Genomic DNA, 16,104 nt, shown 5'->3' with positions numbered 1-16,104 from the left:
AAGTTCAAAAGCTTAGCACAAGCAAGGTTTTAACACCAGAGAAGATTTACTGTGTGCAGTATCAAATCTGCAATGACGCCGTGCGCGAACGGCAGGCGGATAAAAAAAGGCCAGGCGGTAAGCCTGGCCTTTTGCGTGGCTTGAAAACGCAGACCCGAAGGCCTGCGATTCCTTGCTACAGGGACTAATTATTACATAACAACCAGCGAACCAGCACCGTAGGTGGTGTTGAAGTTGGCAACGCTGGTACCAACAGCGGTGTCATCTGCATTAACCAGACCGGTCAGGTGCAGGGTGGTGGTGGTGCCACCGTTGGTTGCGACTACATCGATGATGCCGTCGGCCAGGTTGGTGTTGACGATCGACAGGACGCTGCCGGTCACGAACTGGAACACGTCGAAATCGGCGTAGTTGGTCACGTTGGTCGTGTAGGTACCGGTAGCAACGCTGAACGTCACGTTACCAGCACCCGCGTCGATCGAAGCGACTGCCGAGTTGATTGGGGTCGTAGCAGCACCCGAAACAACCAGCGAGCCAGCGCCGAAGAACGTGTTGAACGCGGCAACGTCGTTGACTGGCGAGGTGATCAGGTCAGCGATCGGGGTTTGCACCACGATAGTCTGGGTGTTGCCACCGTTGACAGCGGTCAGGGTCACTTCGTTGTCGTTTGCGGTGCCGTCAGTAACGGTCACGGTGGTGCCTGCAGCGAAGATGAACTTGTCGCCCGTAGCGTAGTTACTGACAGTCGACGAGTACGAACCGTTGTTAGCGACAGTGATCGTGACATCGTTGTTGTTACCAGCGTTATAGCCGGTAGCACCAGTCATGGTGTAAGCAACAGCGGTCGGTGGAACGATCGCTGCAGGTACGCCACCAGCTGCGCCTTCGAGCAGGTAGTAGTTAGCTGCTTCGGAGTTGACGAAGTTAGCCTGGGTCAGCGAGTTCCACAGCGAGGTGCCTGCGGTGATCGTTTGAGCCAGATCGATGGTGCCAGCCTTGGTGATGGTCGCGGTGTTTGCACCGATTGCATCGGCGATCTGGTACACGGTACCGATCGAGGTGACCGAATCAACAGCCACGTACACGTGGGTCTGGGCAGCGATGTTGTTAGCAGCGTACAGAGCCGTGATTGCGGTCTCGGTCAGTGCAACATTGATCGCGGTACCGATGGTGATCGACTTGTCGGTCGTCAGGGTGTTGGTCAGCGTGGTGCCGCCCAGTGCCGTGAAGTCCAGGTGATCGATGCCAGCGCCGGTCACGTCGAAGTTGACGATCGTGTCGTTGCCGAATGCAGGAGCGTAGACAACGGTTTCGTTGTTCGACACAGCGAATTCGGTCGAGGTTGGCGTTGCTGGAGCAACTGCAACAACTTCTTTGTTGCCCAGAACGATAACGTCATTACCCGTGCCGCCGGTGATGATGTTGTCGCTGATCGAAGCGCTTTCAGCGCCGGTCATTGCAACGAAGGTTGCTGGCAGGACTGGATCGAGCGCGGTAGCGAAGGCCGAGTTGTAATCGCCTTTGATGCCCAGTGCATTGATCGAGTTCTGCATAGCAGCGTACACATTGGCGCCGTTAGCGTCAGCAACGATACCGTATGCCTTGGCGGCAGCGGTGATGTCGGCAGTCGACAGACCGGTGGTTGGAGCAACCAGAGCGATCGACAGATCGGTGACAGCGTGCAGGCCATCGGTCAGCGCCGTGACGTGCAGAGCGTTCGATTCAGCATCGGTCGCGACCAGCAGCTTGCTCAGCACTGGATCCAGGTTGATCGCTTTTTTGATCGCCTGATTGATGTCGAGGTCGGTTGCTTTGTACGTGGTGCTGTTCGCCAGGGTGATCGTCGACACGATACCTTTGTACGTCACGTTCACTTTCGTGTTGTACAGGAAGTAGGTGTTGTTGAAGTCCGAACGGGTGTCGCTGACGAAACGGTCAGCATCCAGCGTCAGTGCAACCTGGTCAACGGTGTTGAATACCCATGCTGCGTTGGTCGAGGTTGCAACAGGCGTGGTCGAACCGTACACCAGGACATTCACAGGCTGACGGCCGGTGTTTTCGCTGTAGATGGTGTCGTCGCCTGCGCCGCCGGCGATACGGGTGTCGCCGTCGCCCAGTTTGCGGATGGTGTCGTTGCCGTCGCCGCCGCTGATGCTGATGTTGTTGTTCAGATCCTGGTTGTTAGCCCAGTTGGTGGTTGCGGTAACGCCGCCACCAGCAACAGCAGGAGCCACGCGCAGAGTCAGTGCATCGTTACCAGCGCCGCCGTTCAGGCCGAACGTGAAGTCTTCCAGACCGCTTTCGATACGTGCACGGCTGCCAGCAACGGCTGCGTCCAGATCAACGATCATGGTGTCGCTGCCCGTACCGCCGGTGTAGGTGAACGCGATGTTGTCAACTGCAGCATCGGTCTGGGTGTCGACTTTGTTGACGTACTTGGCGATCGAACGGTCGGTCACGACAGCGGTGAAGCTCAGGTCGCCGCTCAGGGTCGAACCATCGATCAGACGCACGTCATGGAAACCATAGATGTCGCCGTGCTGGCTGCCGCCGCGCTGGGAAACGGTACCAGGCATTGGGAAGTCGCTACGGGTGCCGACTGGGGTGCCGCCGGTTGGCAGGCCACCGATGGTGCCCAGAACTGCATCGACCAGCGGGGTCAGTGGGAACAGTGCGTTCGGGTTCAGAGCCGAGTTGATCAGGTTCTGGTTGCCGATGACCGACAGGTTACCTTTGGTAACGCCATTGACCAGGACAACTTCTTCCAGGGCATTGTTGGTCGAGTTGATCGTTTGCAGCTTGCTGTTACGCTCAACGGTGATTTCGAAACGCTCAACGCCTTTCGAGTTCGAGGTGTCGCCAACCGACAGACCACCGATGACCAGATCGCCACCGTTCGAGCCACGGCCCACGTCGTCCAGGATGATGGTGCTGGTGACTTTGAATGCCTGGGTTGCAGGCGTATCGGTCAGGATCGCGGTGTGCAGACCGGAGTTTGCTGGCACTGCGGCTTCAGCCAACCAGCCCGATTCGCTGTCGATGGCGATAACGCCGGCGCCTGGGTTCTTGATGTTGATTTCAACACCGGTCTGTGGACGGCCCGACTGGGTATCGACAGCGGTAAAGTTAATACCTTTGGTCACTTCAAAGCCTTGCAGGCCCGGGGTGTTGGCAACAGCGGCTTTCACTGCGGCGAACAGCTGGTCGTAGGTTTGTGCCTGGTCGATCTCTTGCGAGCGAACGATAACTGCCTTGCCGTCCAGTTTGAACGTGAAGCCGTTGTATGGATTGCTTTTCAGTGGGTCGAGGTTAGCATCGGCCGCACGGGTGTCCATCAGTTGCAGGCGCATCGTGGAGCCGCTCTGGGCAACAGGAGCTGCGCGCAGGGAGTGCTGGTCGAAATACAGGCCGAAATCGACGTTACCTGGATCGGTGCCGACCATGGCGATCGTGATGTCGCGGGTGATTTGCGAAGGGAGGATGCGGACATCTTCGATTTGCAGATCAGCGCGGCTGTCGCGGTCTTCCCAACGCAGAACGCCTACCATGTCCTGGGCATCGATTTGCGTCTTGCTGGTGCGCTCGGTGTTGTTGTCGGTGCTGTCACGCGAGATAGCTTGTGCGCGCAGAACAACGGTCTCAACGCTGGCCGTTTCGACGAGCATTGCGAAGTTGTTCGAATCGCCCAGGTCGGCACGCAGGGTGTCGTTGCCGCCGCCACCGTTGATACGGTCGCCAGCTTGCAGGGTGTTGTCATTGTTGGTGAACGTAGCGATGAAGCTGTCGTTCAGAGCGGTACCAACCAGCGCATCTTTGTTGATGGTCAGGTCGAGGCTCGAACCAGGAACGGTGCCCAGCACCAGGTTGGCGATGGTCGTGTTGACGGTCGACTGGTACACGGCGACGTCGGTGGTTGCGTTGACGTTGGTCAGCAGCTTGCGTGCTTCTGCAGCAGCGGCAGCGCCTTTGTATGCGGTCACTTCGTTGTCGGTGTCGACAGCGGTGGTGAAGCCTTCTGCAACAGCAACTTTACGAGCGATGATCGCAGCGTCGGCACCGCCAACGATGTCGGTTGCGCCGGTCAGGATGGCGTGAGCGGCACCTGCCTTGGTGATTGCGCCGCTGTCGATCTGCTGTTTCCAGAAGGTCAGGCCGGCTTCCAGAGGAGCGCGGTTGAACAGGTTCTGGAAAATCGCGGTGACGAACTGGCTGGTCGACGCGCCAGCGTACAGAGCCTGGGACTCGGCGCTGGTGCCGAAGCTGTCGATCAGATCTTTAACAGCGACATTGCCAGCTTTGTAGGCGCTTTCCAGGCCAGCGGTCGACGTAGGAGCATTCGCAGCCGCGAGCGCAGCAGTCATGGCTGCCAGACCAGCAGGGTCAGCCGGACGACCGAAATAGGAAATGTAAAGTTCTTGTGCTACTTTTGTGTACTCAGTTGCTGCGGCCATGATTGATCCTTTAAATGAATAGATATAACCAAATTTCTGCGGCTCGGGAGGGGTAGAAGTACCCCGCCAGACGCCTTTTTTGCAGAACAGGGAGTATATTGCCACATCGTGGGGCACAGGTTGTGACCGCCATCACAAATCCCGGACTAATCGCACTTTTTTCCCGATTTTTTGGCTTTATATTTTGCTCTTGAACAAATTTTGCTGCTTTATTGAGCAACCAACGCTGCGCTGCCGCATTTTTATGCGTTTCATTGCCCGCCCGCTTGCGCGGGATAATACGCGGGGCGCGCCGGCTTAAGTCCCGCCGTTTTAAGACCGGCTTAATAAGGCGAATATCCCTATGCGCTTTTTGGGCCGTCAAAACAGGCGCCACGCCCCGCACGCCTGCCCGCGCCGTGCGCGCGCCCTTGCATTCGGCGATCCCGCCCCAAGGCGTGTTCAATTACTACCCTTGTCCTTTGGAAACGATTATGTTTGGTCCCATGTTTCTATAAGAGCTTCTGCGAAATAAACAGCAAAAGAAAAGGCCGCCTTATCGGCGGCCTTGGAACAGATAATCGCGCAGTTAATAAACGGGCGATCCGGATAATACGGGGGCGGGAATGACCGCGGCCCCCGGGGACGTCAGCGCGCCCACTGGGTGATGCCCTCGGCGGTCAGGTTCGGGTCGTTGCGCGACTTGAAGATGAAAGTCGCCGCGGTGCCCTTGTCGCCACTGAGGTAACCGCGGATCAGCGAATTCGAGACGGCCTGGTTGTACAGGTCGCCCTTGGAAAACACATCGCCCACGCCGGTCACTTTCATCTGCGTTTCCGGGCTGTAGACCGTCATGCTGGTGACGAAGGTTTTCTTGCCGAAATCGACCTTGAGGCTGGCGTCGCCGATGGTGGCGCCCAGCGCATCGCCGCCGGTGCGCTGCAGGGTGGCTTCACCGCTCTGCAGGGCGAACGACGCCGTGCCTTCGGTCGGCAGTACCACGTTGCTGGTCAGCTGCCTGCGCACCGCATACGCGCCCAGCACATAGCCCTGGTTATAGTCGGGATTGCTCAAGCGTTCGATGACGGCCGGGTCGGGTGGCGTATTGGCGATGCGTTCCCAGCGGCCCCAGATGACTTCGGGACCTTTCGGCACGTCCGGCACCGGTACCGGCACTACCACGGTCGGCTTCGGCAACACGCCGGCGCCACCGTTATTGTTGTTATTGTTGGCGCTGTTGGCCACCGCCGCCTTGGCGATCTGCTTGCTGTTGTCTTTCTGCGCATCGAGGCTGACCCCGGAGCCCGGCGTGGCCGGCACGGTGGCGGCGGCCTGGCCCGCCGGCTCGTCCGGGCGTGGCGGGACGACCTTGTCCGGATTGCTGGCCGGGCTGTTGAGCAGCTTGGGAATATTCTGCCCGCGCTCGACCTGCAGCAGCATGCCGCGCTGGCCGGCAAACAGTTCGCGGCTGGCCGTGCCTTCGCATGGTCCCCCGCCTTCCGGGCGGCAGGCGCCGGCAAAGCCGCTCACCACCACCCCGCCCGAGACCACGGCGATGCGCGAGGTCTGCTGGTCGGTGGAGACGATGAAATCGGTGCCGCGCACGCCGATGGCGGCCACCGGCGTATTGAAGCGGTAGTTCTGGCGCGACAGCTTGACGCCCTGGCCGGAAATGCTGCGCGCCACGCCGCTGAGCAGCTCGAGCTTGACGCGCGTGTTGGCCGGATTGGCGGCGTCGACCTTGTAGGCGATGATGCGCGCCTTGCTGTTCGGACGCAGGATCAGGAAGCCGCCGTCCACGGTCTTCATATAGACGTAGCCCTGGGCGCCGGTACTGAGCTCGTCGCCCTCCTGCACGGCGCTGTCGAGCACGGCGGCGCGGCTGGCCACCTGCACTTCGCCGGTCACGAACACGATGCGGCCCGCTTCGCCGGCAACGGCGTGGGGCAGCGCGGCGCACGATGCGGCGAACGCGACAGACATGAATCCAGCTCTGATAATTGATTGACTAAACATAAATTCTCCCTTACTAATTGAGATTATGCTCTCATCGCCCCACCGAAAACGTGTTCTGCGTCACATTTTTGCATCCCGATACAATTCTGCGACGTTCGTGCGACAAGCGTGACACCTGTTGCTCTGCATAATGTGTGCGCCGCGGGACATGCAGACACACTCCCGATGGCCTTGGCGCGCAACAGGCGCTATACTTGCAGCTATTTTACCTCGGCAACGTTTCTGTTTAAGCATCAGATGGCGCGGGGATACTTCCACAGTACTGGTCAACTTGCGCCTACCTTCCGCCTCTTTTCTGCACCTGACCATCCCGCTCGCCGCCTTGCTGCTGGCCGCGTGGGCGCAGCTGCCGCGCGGCCCGTCCGCGCTCGACGCCGCCGACGAATGGCTGCGCGACCGCTTCGTGGTGGCCCAGGCGGTCGATACCCTCGAGCCGCGCATCCTGGTGGTCGACATCGATGAAACGAGCCTGGCCGCCCATCCGTGGCCGTGGTCGCGCGGGCGCCTGGCCGACCTGGTCGAAACCCTGCTGGCCGACGGCGCGCGCGGCGTGGCGCTGGACATCATCCAGGGCGAGCCGGGCGAGCCCGGCGGCGACGCCCGCCTGGCCATGCTGGCGCAACAGGGGCCGGTGGTGCTGGCCCAGGTCTTCGACTACGAACAGCGCCCCCAGCCACTGCGTTTCGGCAAGCCCGCCGGCGGCAGCGCGGCCGCCGCCGCTGCAGGCGCGGTGCCGGCTTATGGCTACATGGCCAACCACGCCGGCCTGGCCGCGGCCCCGCACGTGGGCAATATCGGGGTGCTGCCCGATCCCGACGGCGTGCTGCGCCGCGTCCCTATGTATACCTGGTTCGAAGGGCGGCGCTACCCGACCCTGGCGCGCGCCCTGCTCGACTGCTGCGGCGCGCCGCCAACAGTGGCCCCAGGCGCGCGCGAGGATGGCTTCGTGCGGGTGCCGTTTACCCGCTCGCTCGACGCTTATATGGTGGCCAAGGCCGGCGACGTGCTGGCCGGGCGCGTGGAAGCGTCGCTGGTGGCCGGGCGCCTGGTGCTGATCGGTTCATCCTCGCTGAGCATCGGCGACCGGGTCGCCTCGCCCATCGGGCGCAACAGCGCCGGCCTGCTGGTGCACGCGGCCATGCTGACCACCCTGCTCGACCGCGACAGCGGCCTGGCGCCGGCGCCCTGGCCCGGGCGCCTGCTGGCGGTGCTGTTCGCCGCCGCCGTGGCGGCCCTGGCCAGCCTGACCTTCGCGCGCCTGTCGGCCGCCTTCAATGTGCTGATGCTGGGCGCCGCCGCGCTGGCGTGGCTGGCCCTGGCCTACGGCCTGAGCGCCCACGACGCCCATTTTTCCGTCAGCGGCCCGCTGCTGGCGATCCTGTTCCTGCTGGCCGTGGGCGTGCCGTTCCACTGGCAGCTGGCGCAGTCAGGCTCGCGCCGCCTGCTCGACACCATGCGCCGCTACGTGGCCGGCGAAGTGGTCGACGAACTGCTGCGCAGCGGCCTGAAAAACCCGCTGGCCCCGCGCAGCCTGCAGGTAACCACCCTGATCGCCGACATGCAGGGCTACACCACCCAGGTCGAATCGCTGCCGGTCGAAGAAGCGGCGCGCCTGACCACCGATTTCCTCGACTGCCTGACCCGCCCGGTGCTGGAACAGCGCGGCACGCTCGACAAATACACGGGCGACGGCCTGGTGGCCTTCTGGGGCGCGCCGATTCCCAACGACGAGCATGCCGACCTGGCGCTCGACGCCGCCGCCCACATCCTGCGCGAAGTGACCATGCTGAGCCGGGCGCGGGTGCGCGCCGGCGGCCAGCCGCTGCGCGTGCGCATCGGCATCGAAAGCGGCCCGGCCATGGTGGGCGACTACGGCACCGCTTTCCGCAGCATCTATACAGCGGTCGGCGACAGCGTCAACACCGCCTCGCGCCTGGAACAGGCGGCGCGCGACTTCCCTCACGACGTCATCATCGGCGAAGGCACCGTGGCCTACGCCAAGCGTCACCGTTTCATCAGCCTGGGGCAGCACACCCTGCGCGGCAAGGAGCACCCGATGCAGCTCTACACGCTGGAGGCGGCCGCATGAGGCGCGCGCCATGGACCCTGCTGCTGGCCGGCGCCACCCTGTGCGCCGCCGCCCACGCGCAGCAGGCCGACGCGCCGTCGGCGTCCGACGCCAATGGCGCGGCCAGCGCTGCGACGCGCGAGGCCGCCGCCGATGCCGTGCCCGAGGCAGCCGCCGAGGCAAGCCCGGCGCCGTCCGACGCCAGCGCCGACGGCAATGGCGCGGCGGCCGCGGCCGATGCCGCCCAGGAAGAAAAACTCTACCTCGACGCCGTGCGCGCCCTGTCCGAAGGGCGGCCCGACGAAGCCACCGGCAAGCTCGAACGCTTGCTGGAGAAAAATTCGCTGCACGCGGGAGCCTGGCTCGACCTGGCCATCAGCCATTGCTCGCTGGGCAACCAATCCGAGGCCGAGCGCATGTTCGAGCAGATCGAAACGCGCTTCAACCCGCCGCCCGCGATCCGCGAACTGATCGCCCACTACCGCAAGTCCGGCTGCAAGGGAACGCAGGTGGCGCGGCGCGCCATGTCGTTCAAGCTCGGACGCGGCTATGACAGCAACGTCAACCAGGGCTCCAGCAACCGCTTCATCACCGTCGGCAGCGGCGACAAGCTGTCCCAGGTGGAACTCGGCCCCGATTCGCTGCCCAAGGGCGACCATTTCAACGTGCTCTCGGGCGACTTCAACCAGCCGCTCGGCAGCCGTGGCATGCTGCTCATCGCCCAGCTGCGCGCGCTGCGCCACAGCCGCGTCGACAGCCAGGACACCAGTTCGGGCTTGCTGGCGCTGGAAAAACCATGGAGCGCCGGCGCCTGGAACGGACGCGCCACGGCCGCTTTCGGCCTGGTGCGCCTCGGCGGCGACCTGTATCAGCGCCAGGGCCAGGTACTGCTGCGCGCCACGCCGCCGGTGGCGCTGGGCGAGGCCACCAGCTGGTCGCTCACGGCCGGCTACAGCGGCGCCGAGTATCCGACCCGGCGCTATTACGATTCGCACACACTGGACCTGGGCAGTACCGTGGCCTGGAGCGCCAAGCGCGCCAGCGTGGTGCTCGCGGCAGGCGTGCTGGGCGACCATGGCCGCGACACCCGTCCGGGCGGCGACCGTGCCGGCTGGTACGGCTCGGCCAATGCCTTCGGCGCGCTGGGCGACAAGGCCATCGGCGAAGTGGGCATCAGCCGCCAGTCGTGGCGCAGCGATCATGCCTATTCGCCGGGCTTGATCGACACCACGCGGAGGCAGGACACCACCCAGCTGCGCGCCAGCCTGCAAGTGCCGGTCGGCACCCACAGCGCCCTGCAGCTGGAACTGCGGCGCACCTGGAACCGCGAGAACATTCCCCTGTTCCGGTACGACAGCCATGCGGTCCAGTTCAGCTGGCGGACCGACAACTGGTAAGATAACAGTCCAGCACGCTGCTGGCGGAACCGCGGGTGCAATCGCTGCCGGCGGTCCGACTGTTGATGTGGACTTTATGACTTGGGAATTGATCTTGTTTTTACTGGGCACGGTTGCTATCGTGGCAGGCTGCCTGGTTCCGAACGAATGGCTGCCGCCTTTACCGAACGACAAACTGCTGCACTTTCTCGCCTTCGGCGTCCTCGCCCTCTTGCTGGCCCGCATGGTGCCCGGAGGATGGATCCTGCAAGTAAGCTTGCTGGGCCTGCTGCTGGCCGGCTTGCTGATCGAAATCCTGCAGGAATTGGTCCCGGGGCGGAAATTTTGCTGGCGCGACATGGCAGCCAATGCCGCCGGCATCGCCACGGTGGCGCTGTGCGCACCGCTGCTGCACGCCTATCAATGACGGAAGTATTTGCATGAGTACAGACAACAATAACATCGTGTCCGCGCCCAAGCATGGCGCGCCGGTCAGCGAGGCTGACGCCGGCTCGGTCATGCCGGTGCCCAAGGATTCGCAGAACAAGATCAGCTTTCAGATTCATCTGCGCAAGATTCCCCTGCTCGCCAACCTGAGCGAAGATGAAATGCGCCAGGTGATGACGGACTTGCGCATCCGCACCTATGCCAAGCGCGATGTGGTGCTGCAAAAAGGGGCCAGCGGCGACAGCCTGCTGTTTCTGCTGTCGGGCCAGCTGCAAGTGATCGACGTGACCGAGGATGGGCGCGCGATCGGCCTGCGCATGCTCGCGCCGGGCGACTTTTTCGGCGAAATTGCCGTGATTAACGGCTCGACCCGCTCGGCGTCGGTGGTGGCGCTCAGTCCGGTGATGGTGGCCCTGCTGCCGCGCAATACGGCGCTGCATCTGTTTTCGCACTCGCCATCGGTGGCCAATCATATGCTGCGCTTTTTGGCGGAAAAAGTGCAGCGCGATTCGCAGTTCCGCGCGCTGCTCAGCATTCACAACACGGCCAAGCGGATCTATACCTTCCTGGAACTGCTCAAGGAAAAGAAGGACGGCGATGTGGAAGTGGTGGAAAACCTGCCGACCCACCAGGATATCGCGAACATGATCAATACCAGCCGCGAGACCGTCACGCGCACCCTGCTGACCCTGGTGCAGCAGGGGATTATTGAAAAAGGCACGCACCGGCTGATCATTCTCGATCCGGCGGCGTTGCAGAAGCTGGCGCAGACGTAAGGGGCGCCAGCGCTTACGCCGGCGCGATCAACCGGCTGCGTTCCAGATACGCCATTACCTGCGCAGTGCAGGTCTCGGCGTCGTCACGCAGGGTATCGAGCCGCACTTCGGGCTGCTGCGGCGCCTCGTAGGGCGAATCGAGCCCCGTAAAATTGGGCAACTGCCCGGCGCGCGCCTTGACGTACAGGCCCTTCGGATCGCGCCGTTCGCACTCGTGCAGGGGCGCATCGACAAAGATCTCGATAAATTCGCCGGCCGGCATCAGGCTGCGCACCAGCTCGCGGTCCGAGCGGAACGGCGAAATGAAGGCACTGAGCACAATCAATCCGGCGTCGGTCATCAGGCGCGCCACTTCCCCGGCGCGGCGGATATTTTCGACCCGGTCGGCCGCGCCGAAGCCCAGGTCGCGGCACAAGCCGTGGCGCAGATTGTCGCCGTCGAGCAGATAGGTATGCGCGCCGCGCGCCGCCAGGCTGCGCTCGACCATGCCGGCCACCGTGCTCTTGCCCGCGCCGGACAGGCCCGTAAACCACAACAGACAGGGATTTTGCTGCTTGCTGGCGGCCCGGCGCGCGCGGTCGACCGGGTGCTGCTGCCACGTCAGATCGGGGTGGGCCGGCGCGCTCATGGAACTGCCGGCTGGTCGCACACGGTGCACACGTCGCCGTCCCAGGCCAGGTAACCGTGGGCCTTGAGGTGCCACTTGAGCACGCCGGTTTCGACTTCGTCGCAAGAGGTCACGGCGGTTGCGGTGAAGCGCACCTCGGCGGCGAACTGCTGGTCGAGTTCGAGCACGCCATCGACCCGGCCGCGCTCGGTCAGCACCCTCCACGGCAGTGGATTGTCATTGTCGTTACGCGTATTAAAGCGGATGTACACCCAGGACCGTTCCATCGTTTTCCTAAAAGTTCCGCTGCTCTTGCCAGGCGCCGCTGCTTGTTCAATTGTTATTTTTTTCTTGGCCGTTATCATAGCAGTTCATCCCGCGAGCGGCAATCGTGACGCCTGCCGTACAGGGCGGCGCGACCCGGCCGCGCGCATGCCTGCTGTATAATCGCCCACCCCGGCGCGCCGGCCTTAACCAATGAATGTTCTATGACGATAGCAATTTCGCGCCCGCGGAGCATGCGCTGATGGGCAGCATCCAGGTCAGCCAGCTCGGCAAAGCATACAAGCAATATCCGACCCGCTGGTCGCGCCTGCTCGAATGGGCGCTGCCCTTCCTCGGCCAGCGCCACCGCCTCAAGTGGGTGTTGCGCGACATTAATTTCAGCATTGCCCAGGGCGAGGCGGTCGGCATCATCGGCGTCAACGGCGCCGGCAAAAGCACCCTGCTCAAGTTGATCACCGGCACCGCCCAGCCGACTACCGGCGCGGTGCACCTGACCGGCCGCGTGGCCGCGCTGCTGGAACTGGGCATGGGTTTCCATCCCGATTTCACCGGGCGCCAGAACGCCCTGATGGCCGGCCAGCTGATCGGTCTGAGCGTCGAGGAAATCGAACTGCTGATGCCCGAGATCGAAGCCTTCGCGGAAATCGGCGACTACATCGACCAGCCGGTGCGCGTGTATTCGAGCGGCATGCAGGTGCGCCTGGCGTTCGCCGTGGCCACCGCCGTGCGGCCCGGCATCCTGATCATCGATGAAGCGCTGGCCGTGGGCGACGTCTTCTTCCAGCAAAAGTGCTTCGAGCGCATCCGCGAGTATTGCCATGCCGGCAGCACGCTGCTGTTCGTCTCGCACGCCATGGGCGCGGTGTATTCGCTGTGCAACCGCGCGATCCTGATCAGCGAAGGCCAGGTCGCGCTCGACAGCACCCCGCGCGAAGTGATCGACCTGTACAACGCCCATGTGCTCAACCAGCGCGACGGCAAGCCGCCCGCCCCGCCGCCAGCAGCCTTGGCGGCCGCCAAGGCTGCCGCGTTGACGGCAGCGAGCGCCGGTGAAACACCGGCGTCCGCGCCTGCCGAGTCCCCGGCCCCGGCTCCTGCCCCGGCACCCGCCCCGCTGCCGGCCGCGGCCGCCGTCGGCTCCTTCGAGCGCGGCGGCGCGCTGATCCGCGCCATCGGCCTGTATGCCGACGAGCGTCCGGTGGCCACGGTCATCAGCGACCGCGTGGCCACGGTGCGGGTCGAGGTTCTGTTCAGCGCCGCGTTTGCCGACCCGCACATCGGCTTTCAGATCCGCAATGCGCGCGGCGAAGCCGTGTTCATGACAAACACCTACTGCATGCGCCGCCCGATCGGCGCGGTCTTCGCCGGCGAAGCCGTGGCCGCCGAATTTTCCTTCAAGGCGGCGCTGGCGCCGGGCGAATACACCATCACCGCCGGGGTGGCCGAAGGCGGCGCCGGCGACGGCGATTTCCGCCAGACCCTGGCCCGCGTCCAGGACGCCAGCGCCTTCAGCGTGCTGCGCAATCTGGACGCCATTATCTGGAGCGGCGTGGTCAATCTGGACCCGGTTCTTGAGCTGCAACGCATGGCCGATCCGGTGTGAAATTGTTTCGTGTTGCAGGCCGGCTCGGCCTTCACGTTATAATCGCCGATTCGATTGCCGCCTAGCGGCATAAGGCGCTGTGCGTGCAACATTGCGACAGGCGCATCACGTCAACACGGTCCGTTGCCACATGAATTTACTAATTACCACATCGCAATCCTTCCTATTGCTCGATACCACCAGCGGCCACGCACACGTGCTCGACCGCGGTCACGGGCTGTACTACGGCATCGCCCATAACGAGAAGCAGTTGTTCGTCGCCGCCCGCAACCGGCTGGTCTCCTCCGACATCGATCCGGCCGAGGAGCGCGGCGACGTGCTGGTATTCGACCGCTCGCTCAGGCTGTGCGAGCGCCTGCAGGCGCCCTTCCCCCTGCGCGACCTGCACGAAATCGCCTGGCACGACGGCAAGCTGTGGCTCACCAGTTCCCACGACAACATGATCGCCATCTGGGATGGCCAGGTGTGGGAGCGCTGGTATCCGCTCGGCGCGCAGGATGCCGGCGACGTCAACCATTTCAATTCCTTCATGTTCGACCAGGGCCTGGTCTGGATCCTGGCGCACAACCGCGGCCCGAGCGAGCTGCTCGGCTTTTCGCTGGAAACGCGCCAACTGGTCGAGACTGTCGCCATGGGCAACTGCGGCCACAATATCTGGCGCGAGGATGGCGAACTGTATTCCTGCTCCTCGGCCGAAAGCCGCCTGCTGAGCGACTCCGGCTTCGTGCTCGACACCGGCGGTTTCCCGCGCGGCGTGGCGTTCGACGCCAGCACCCGCTGCGTGGGCGTGTCGGCCCTCACCGAGCGCAAGTCGCGCGACTTCACCTCCGGCAAGGTGATGGTGTTCGAGCGCGACTGGTCGCTGCGGCACGAAATCGACATGGCCGGCGAAGGCCTGATTCTCGACCTGTGCCGCCTGCCGGCCGGCTTTGCGCTCGCTCACAGCGCCGCCGCGCCCTCACTGTGGGCCAGCATTACGCGCGCCCACAAGCGCGTGGCGCGCCCGGAGCAGGTATTCGCGCTGATGGAAACCTAACGCGCCGGGCAGCCCCAGCGCCCGGATCCACGCCTGCAGCGGCCGCTCCACATGGCGGTAGCAGAAAAAGGACAGCACGAACGTCATTCCCAGGAAACCGAGCAGCAGCCACGGCGAGCGCCACGGAATGGCGCGCCCGAGCGCACCGCACACCAGCGCAATGACCAGTTGCAGCGGAAAATGCAGCAGGTAGCTCGAATAAGTGAGGTTGCCCAGGCTGGAAAACAGCTTCTGCACGCCCTCGTGGGCCGGCCGCACGTACTGCAGCATCAGATACACCATCACCGGCACGATGCCGAAAATGGCGTGCTCGGGCTTGATGGCGCCGGCCGCGGTGGCCGCAACCAGCCCCATCAGTGCCACGGCCAGCGCCACGCCCAGGCCATGGCGCGCCACCGCGCTCCAGCCGGCGCTGCGCCGGTCCAGCAGCGCCAGCACCCCACCCAGATAGAAAAACAGCAGGCATTCGATCACCGGCAGCTCGCTGACGTAGCGCGCCACCCCCAGCACGGCCAGCGCGCCCACGGTGGCGACCGCTCCCACGCCGGCGACGCGGCTGAAGCAGAAGAAGAACAAGTAAGCGATCACTTCCAGCGACACGCTCCAGATCGGGGCATTGAAGGAAAATCCCGTCCGCGGAACGAACCAGTGGCTGGCCATGCCGAGCTGCAAGAAGAAACTCGACAGGCTGTTGTCCTTGTAGACAAAATACCAGGGGTGAGTGCTCGCATACAGTGCTTGCCCGCCCGCCACCAGCAGCAGGGTGATCAGGTGCAGCGGATACAGGCGCGAAAAACGCAGCAGGAAAAAGCGTCCGGCGCCGACCGTCTTGTCGGCCAGCGCCTGGCCGTACTTCCAGAAAAAGATCAGCCCCGAAATGCACCAGAACACTTGCACCCCGTACAAGCCATAGCGATAGAACAGGGACAGCAAGCCGAACAGCGGCTGGGCTTCGGTCTGAAACGCGAACGCCTGGTTGGCCACGAACGAAAAATGCTGGTAATGCCACAGCAGCACCGCCAGCGCACTGCCGAAGCGCAACAGGTCGATGCCGGCCAGCTTGCCGGTACCGGAAGCCGCATTGGCGCGCTGGACGGGAGAATTTTGCATGTGGGGAAAATGGCGTGTAGAAGGTGCAATATTATAGCGGCTGTGCATGCCTGCGGCGAAATCACGCCGCAGGGGGCCGGCAGCGGCGCGAACGGCGTCCATTCGCACCGGCTGGCGCAGGGCTGCATGCTATAATCCTAAGCCCTTTTGACGCCACGGTAACAGCGGCGGCAGGGATCCCGCGGCAGTCCGGCTGGCGCCAGCGCAGGCCATGGCGGCCGCGGGCAGCTGAACCGGTGGCCCCTCCGCGACCCTACTTTTCCCATATGAAAATCGACACGATCCAACCCCTGACCCTGCTGTTAGCCGCCAGTGCGCGAGCCACGCCCCTCCGCACTTGCGCGCTGTCC

The 16,104-nt window shown here is 63.6% G+C and carries 11 protein-coding genes and 1 pseudogene; 6 read left to right on the top strand and 6 right to left on the bottom strand.

Translation table 11 applies throughout. The features are described 5' to 3' along the window. Positions 1-191: 191 nt before the first annotated feature. From CR152_RS13335 to CR152_RS13330, 3 genes are all read right to left on the bottom strand, one after another. Complete coding sequence (locus CR152_RS13335; protein WP_099875339.1) at positions 192-4,451, bottom strand: beta strand repeat-containing protein; 4,260 nt, start codon at positions 4,449-4,451, stop codon at positions 192-194. Positions 4,452-4,461: 10 nt separating this feature from the next. Beyond that, positions 4,462-4,896, bottom strand: a complete 435-nt coding sequence (locus CR152_RS32900) for a hypothetical protein (RefSeq protein ID WP_157778471.1) — start codon at positions 4,894-4,896, stop codon at positions 4,462-4,464. Between the two features lie 182 nt (positions 4,897-5,078). Beyond that, positions 5,079-6,413 carry a FecR family protein gene (locus CR152_RS13330; RefSeq protein WP_157778470.1) on the bottom strand — a complete coding sequence of 445 codons (1,335 nt, stop codon included), beginning with the start codon at positions 6,411-6,413 and terminating at the stop codon, positions 5,079-5,081. 304 nt (positions 6,414-6,717) lie between these two features. Between CR152_RS13330 and CR152_RS13325 the strand changes: the two genes are divergently transcribed. The 4 genes from CR152_RS13325 (at position 6,718) to CR152_RS13310 (ending at position 11,113) form a co-directional block, all read left to right on the top strand. After that, a complete protein-coding gene (locus CR152_RS13325) occupies positions 6,718-8,535 on the top strand; it encodes a CHASE2 domain-containing protein (RefSeq protein ID WP_229413377.1) in 1,818 nt (605 codons plus the stop codon). Beyond that, positions 8,532-9,911, top strand: a complete 1,380-nt coding sequence (locus CR152_RS13320) for a tetratricopeptide repeat protein (RefSeq protein WP_099875336.1) — start codon at positions 8,532-8,534, stop codon at positions 9,909-9,911. Before CR152_RS13325 ends, CR152_RS13320 begins: the two co-directional genes overlap by 4 nt. A gap of 94 nt (positions 9,912-10,005) precedes the next feature. Then, the gene (locus tag CR152_RS13315) at positions 10,006-10,317 is read left to right on the top strand and encodes a VanZ family protein (RefSeq protein WP_229413376.1); all 312 of its coding nucleotides are present in this window, start codon (positions 10,006-10,008) and stop codon (positions 10,315-10,317) included. A gap of 13 nt (positions 10,318-10,330) precedes the next feature. After that, positions 10,331-11,113 (top strand): Crp/Fnr family transcriptional regulator, encoded by a 783-nt coding sequence (locus CR152_RS13310; protein ID WP_229413375.1) that lies wholly within the window; start codon positions 10,331-10,333, stop codon positions 11,111-11,113. Between the two features lie 13 nt (positions 11,114-11,126). Here CR152_RS13310 and cysC read toward each other — a convergent pair. Beyond that, positions 11,127-11,711 (bottom strand): annotated as a pseudogene (gene cysC, locus CR152_RS13305) (adenylyl-sulfate kinase); the annotation flags it as partial. A gap of 26 nt (positions 11,712-11,737) precedes the next feature. After that, a complete protein-coding gene (locus CR152_RS13300; protein ID WP_099875333.1) occupies positions 11,738-12,007 on the bottom strand; it encodes a hypothetical protein in 270 nt (89 codons plus the stop codon). 239 nt (positions 12,008-12,246) lie between these two features. Here CR152_RS13300 and CR152_RS13295 point away from each other — a divergent pair, with 239 nt between their 5' ends. Then, positions 12,247-13,608 (top strand): ABC transporter ATP-binding protein, encoded by a 1,362-nt coding sequence (locus CR152_RS13295; protein WP_099882300.1) that lies wholly within the window; start codon positions 12,247-12,249, stop codon positions 13,606-13,608. A gap of 130 nt (positions 13,609-13,738) precedes the next feature. After that, positions 13,739-14,644 (top strand): YncE family protein, encoded by a 906-nt coding sequence (locus tag CR152_RS13290; RefSeq protein WP_157778469.1) that lies wholly within the window; start codon positions 13,739-13,741, stop codon positions 14,642-14,644. Here CR152_RS13290 and CR152_RS13285 read toward each other — a convergent pair. Then, a complete protein-coding gene (locus CR152_RS13285) occupies positions 14,567-15,754 on the bottom strand; it encodes an acyltransferase family protein (protein WP_157778468.1) in 1,188 nt (395 codons plus the stop codon). The two genes, CR152_RS13290 and CR152_RS13285, sit on opposite strands and share 78 nt — an antisense overlap. Positions 15,755-16,104 lie beyond the last annotated feature (350 nt).

The sequence above is a fragment of the Massilia violaceinigra genome (assembly GCF_002752675.1).
Lineage (GTDB): Bacteria > Pseudomonadota > Gammaproteobacteria > Burkholderiales > Burkholderiaceae_D > Telluria_A > Telluria_A violaceinigra.
This window is presented reverse-complemented; position numbering and strand designations above follow the sequence as displayed.

Bases quoted from the DNA above. Each gene is read 5' to 3' on its own strand.
- CR152_RS13290 (WP_157778469.1), top strand. From the start codon at position 13,739: ATGAATTTACTAATTACCACATCGCAATCCTTCCTATTGCTCGATACC.
- CR152_RS13320 (WP_099875336.1), top strand. From the start codon at position 8,532: ATGAGGCGCGCGCCATGGACCCTGCTGCTGGCCGGCGCCACCCTGTGC.
- CR152_RS13285 (WP_157778468.1), bottom strand. From the start codon at position 15,754: ATGCAAAATTCTCCCGTCCAGCGCGCCAATGCGGCTTCCGGTACCGGC.
- CR152_RS13310 (WP_229413375.1), top strand. From the start codon at position 10,331: ATGAGTACAGACAACAATAACATCGTGTCCGCGCCCAAGCATGGCGCG.
- CR152_RS13300 (WP_099875333.1), bottom strand. From the start codon at position 12,007: ATGGAACGGTCCTGGGTGTACATCCGCTTTAATACGCGTAACGACAAT.
- CR152_RS13295 (WP_099882300.1), top strand. From the start codon at position 12,247: ATGGGCAGCATCCAGGTCAGCCAGCTCGGCAAAGCATACAAGCAATAT.
- CR152_RS13330 (WP_157778470.1), bottom strand. From the start codon at position 6,413: ATGTCTGTCGCGTTCGCCGCATCGTGCGCCGCGCTGCCCCACGCCGTT.
- CR152_RS13335 (WP_099875339.1), bottom strand. From the start codon at position 4,451: ATGGCCGCAGCAACTGAGTACACAAAAGTAGCACAAGAACTTTACATT.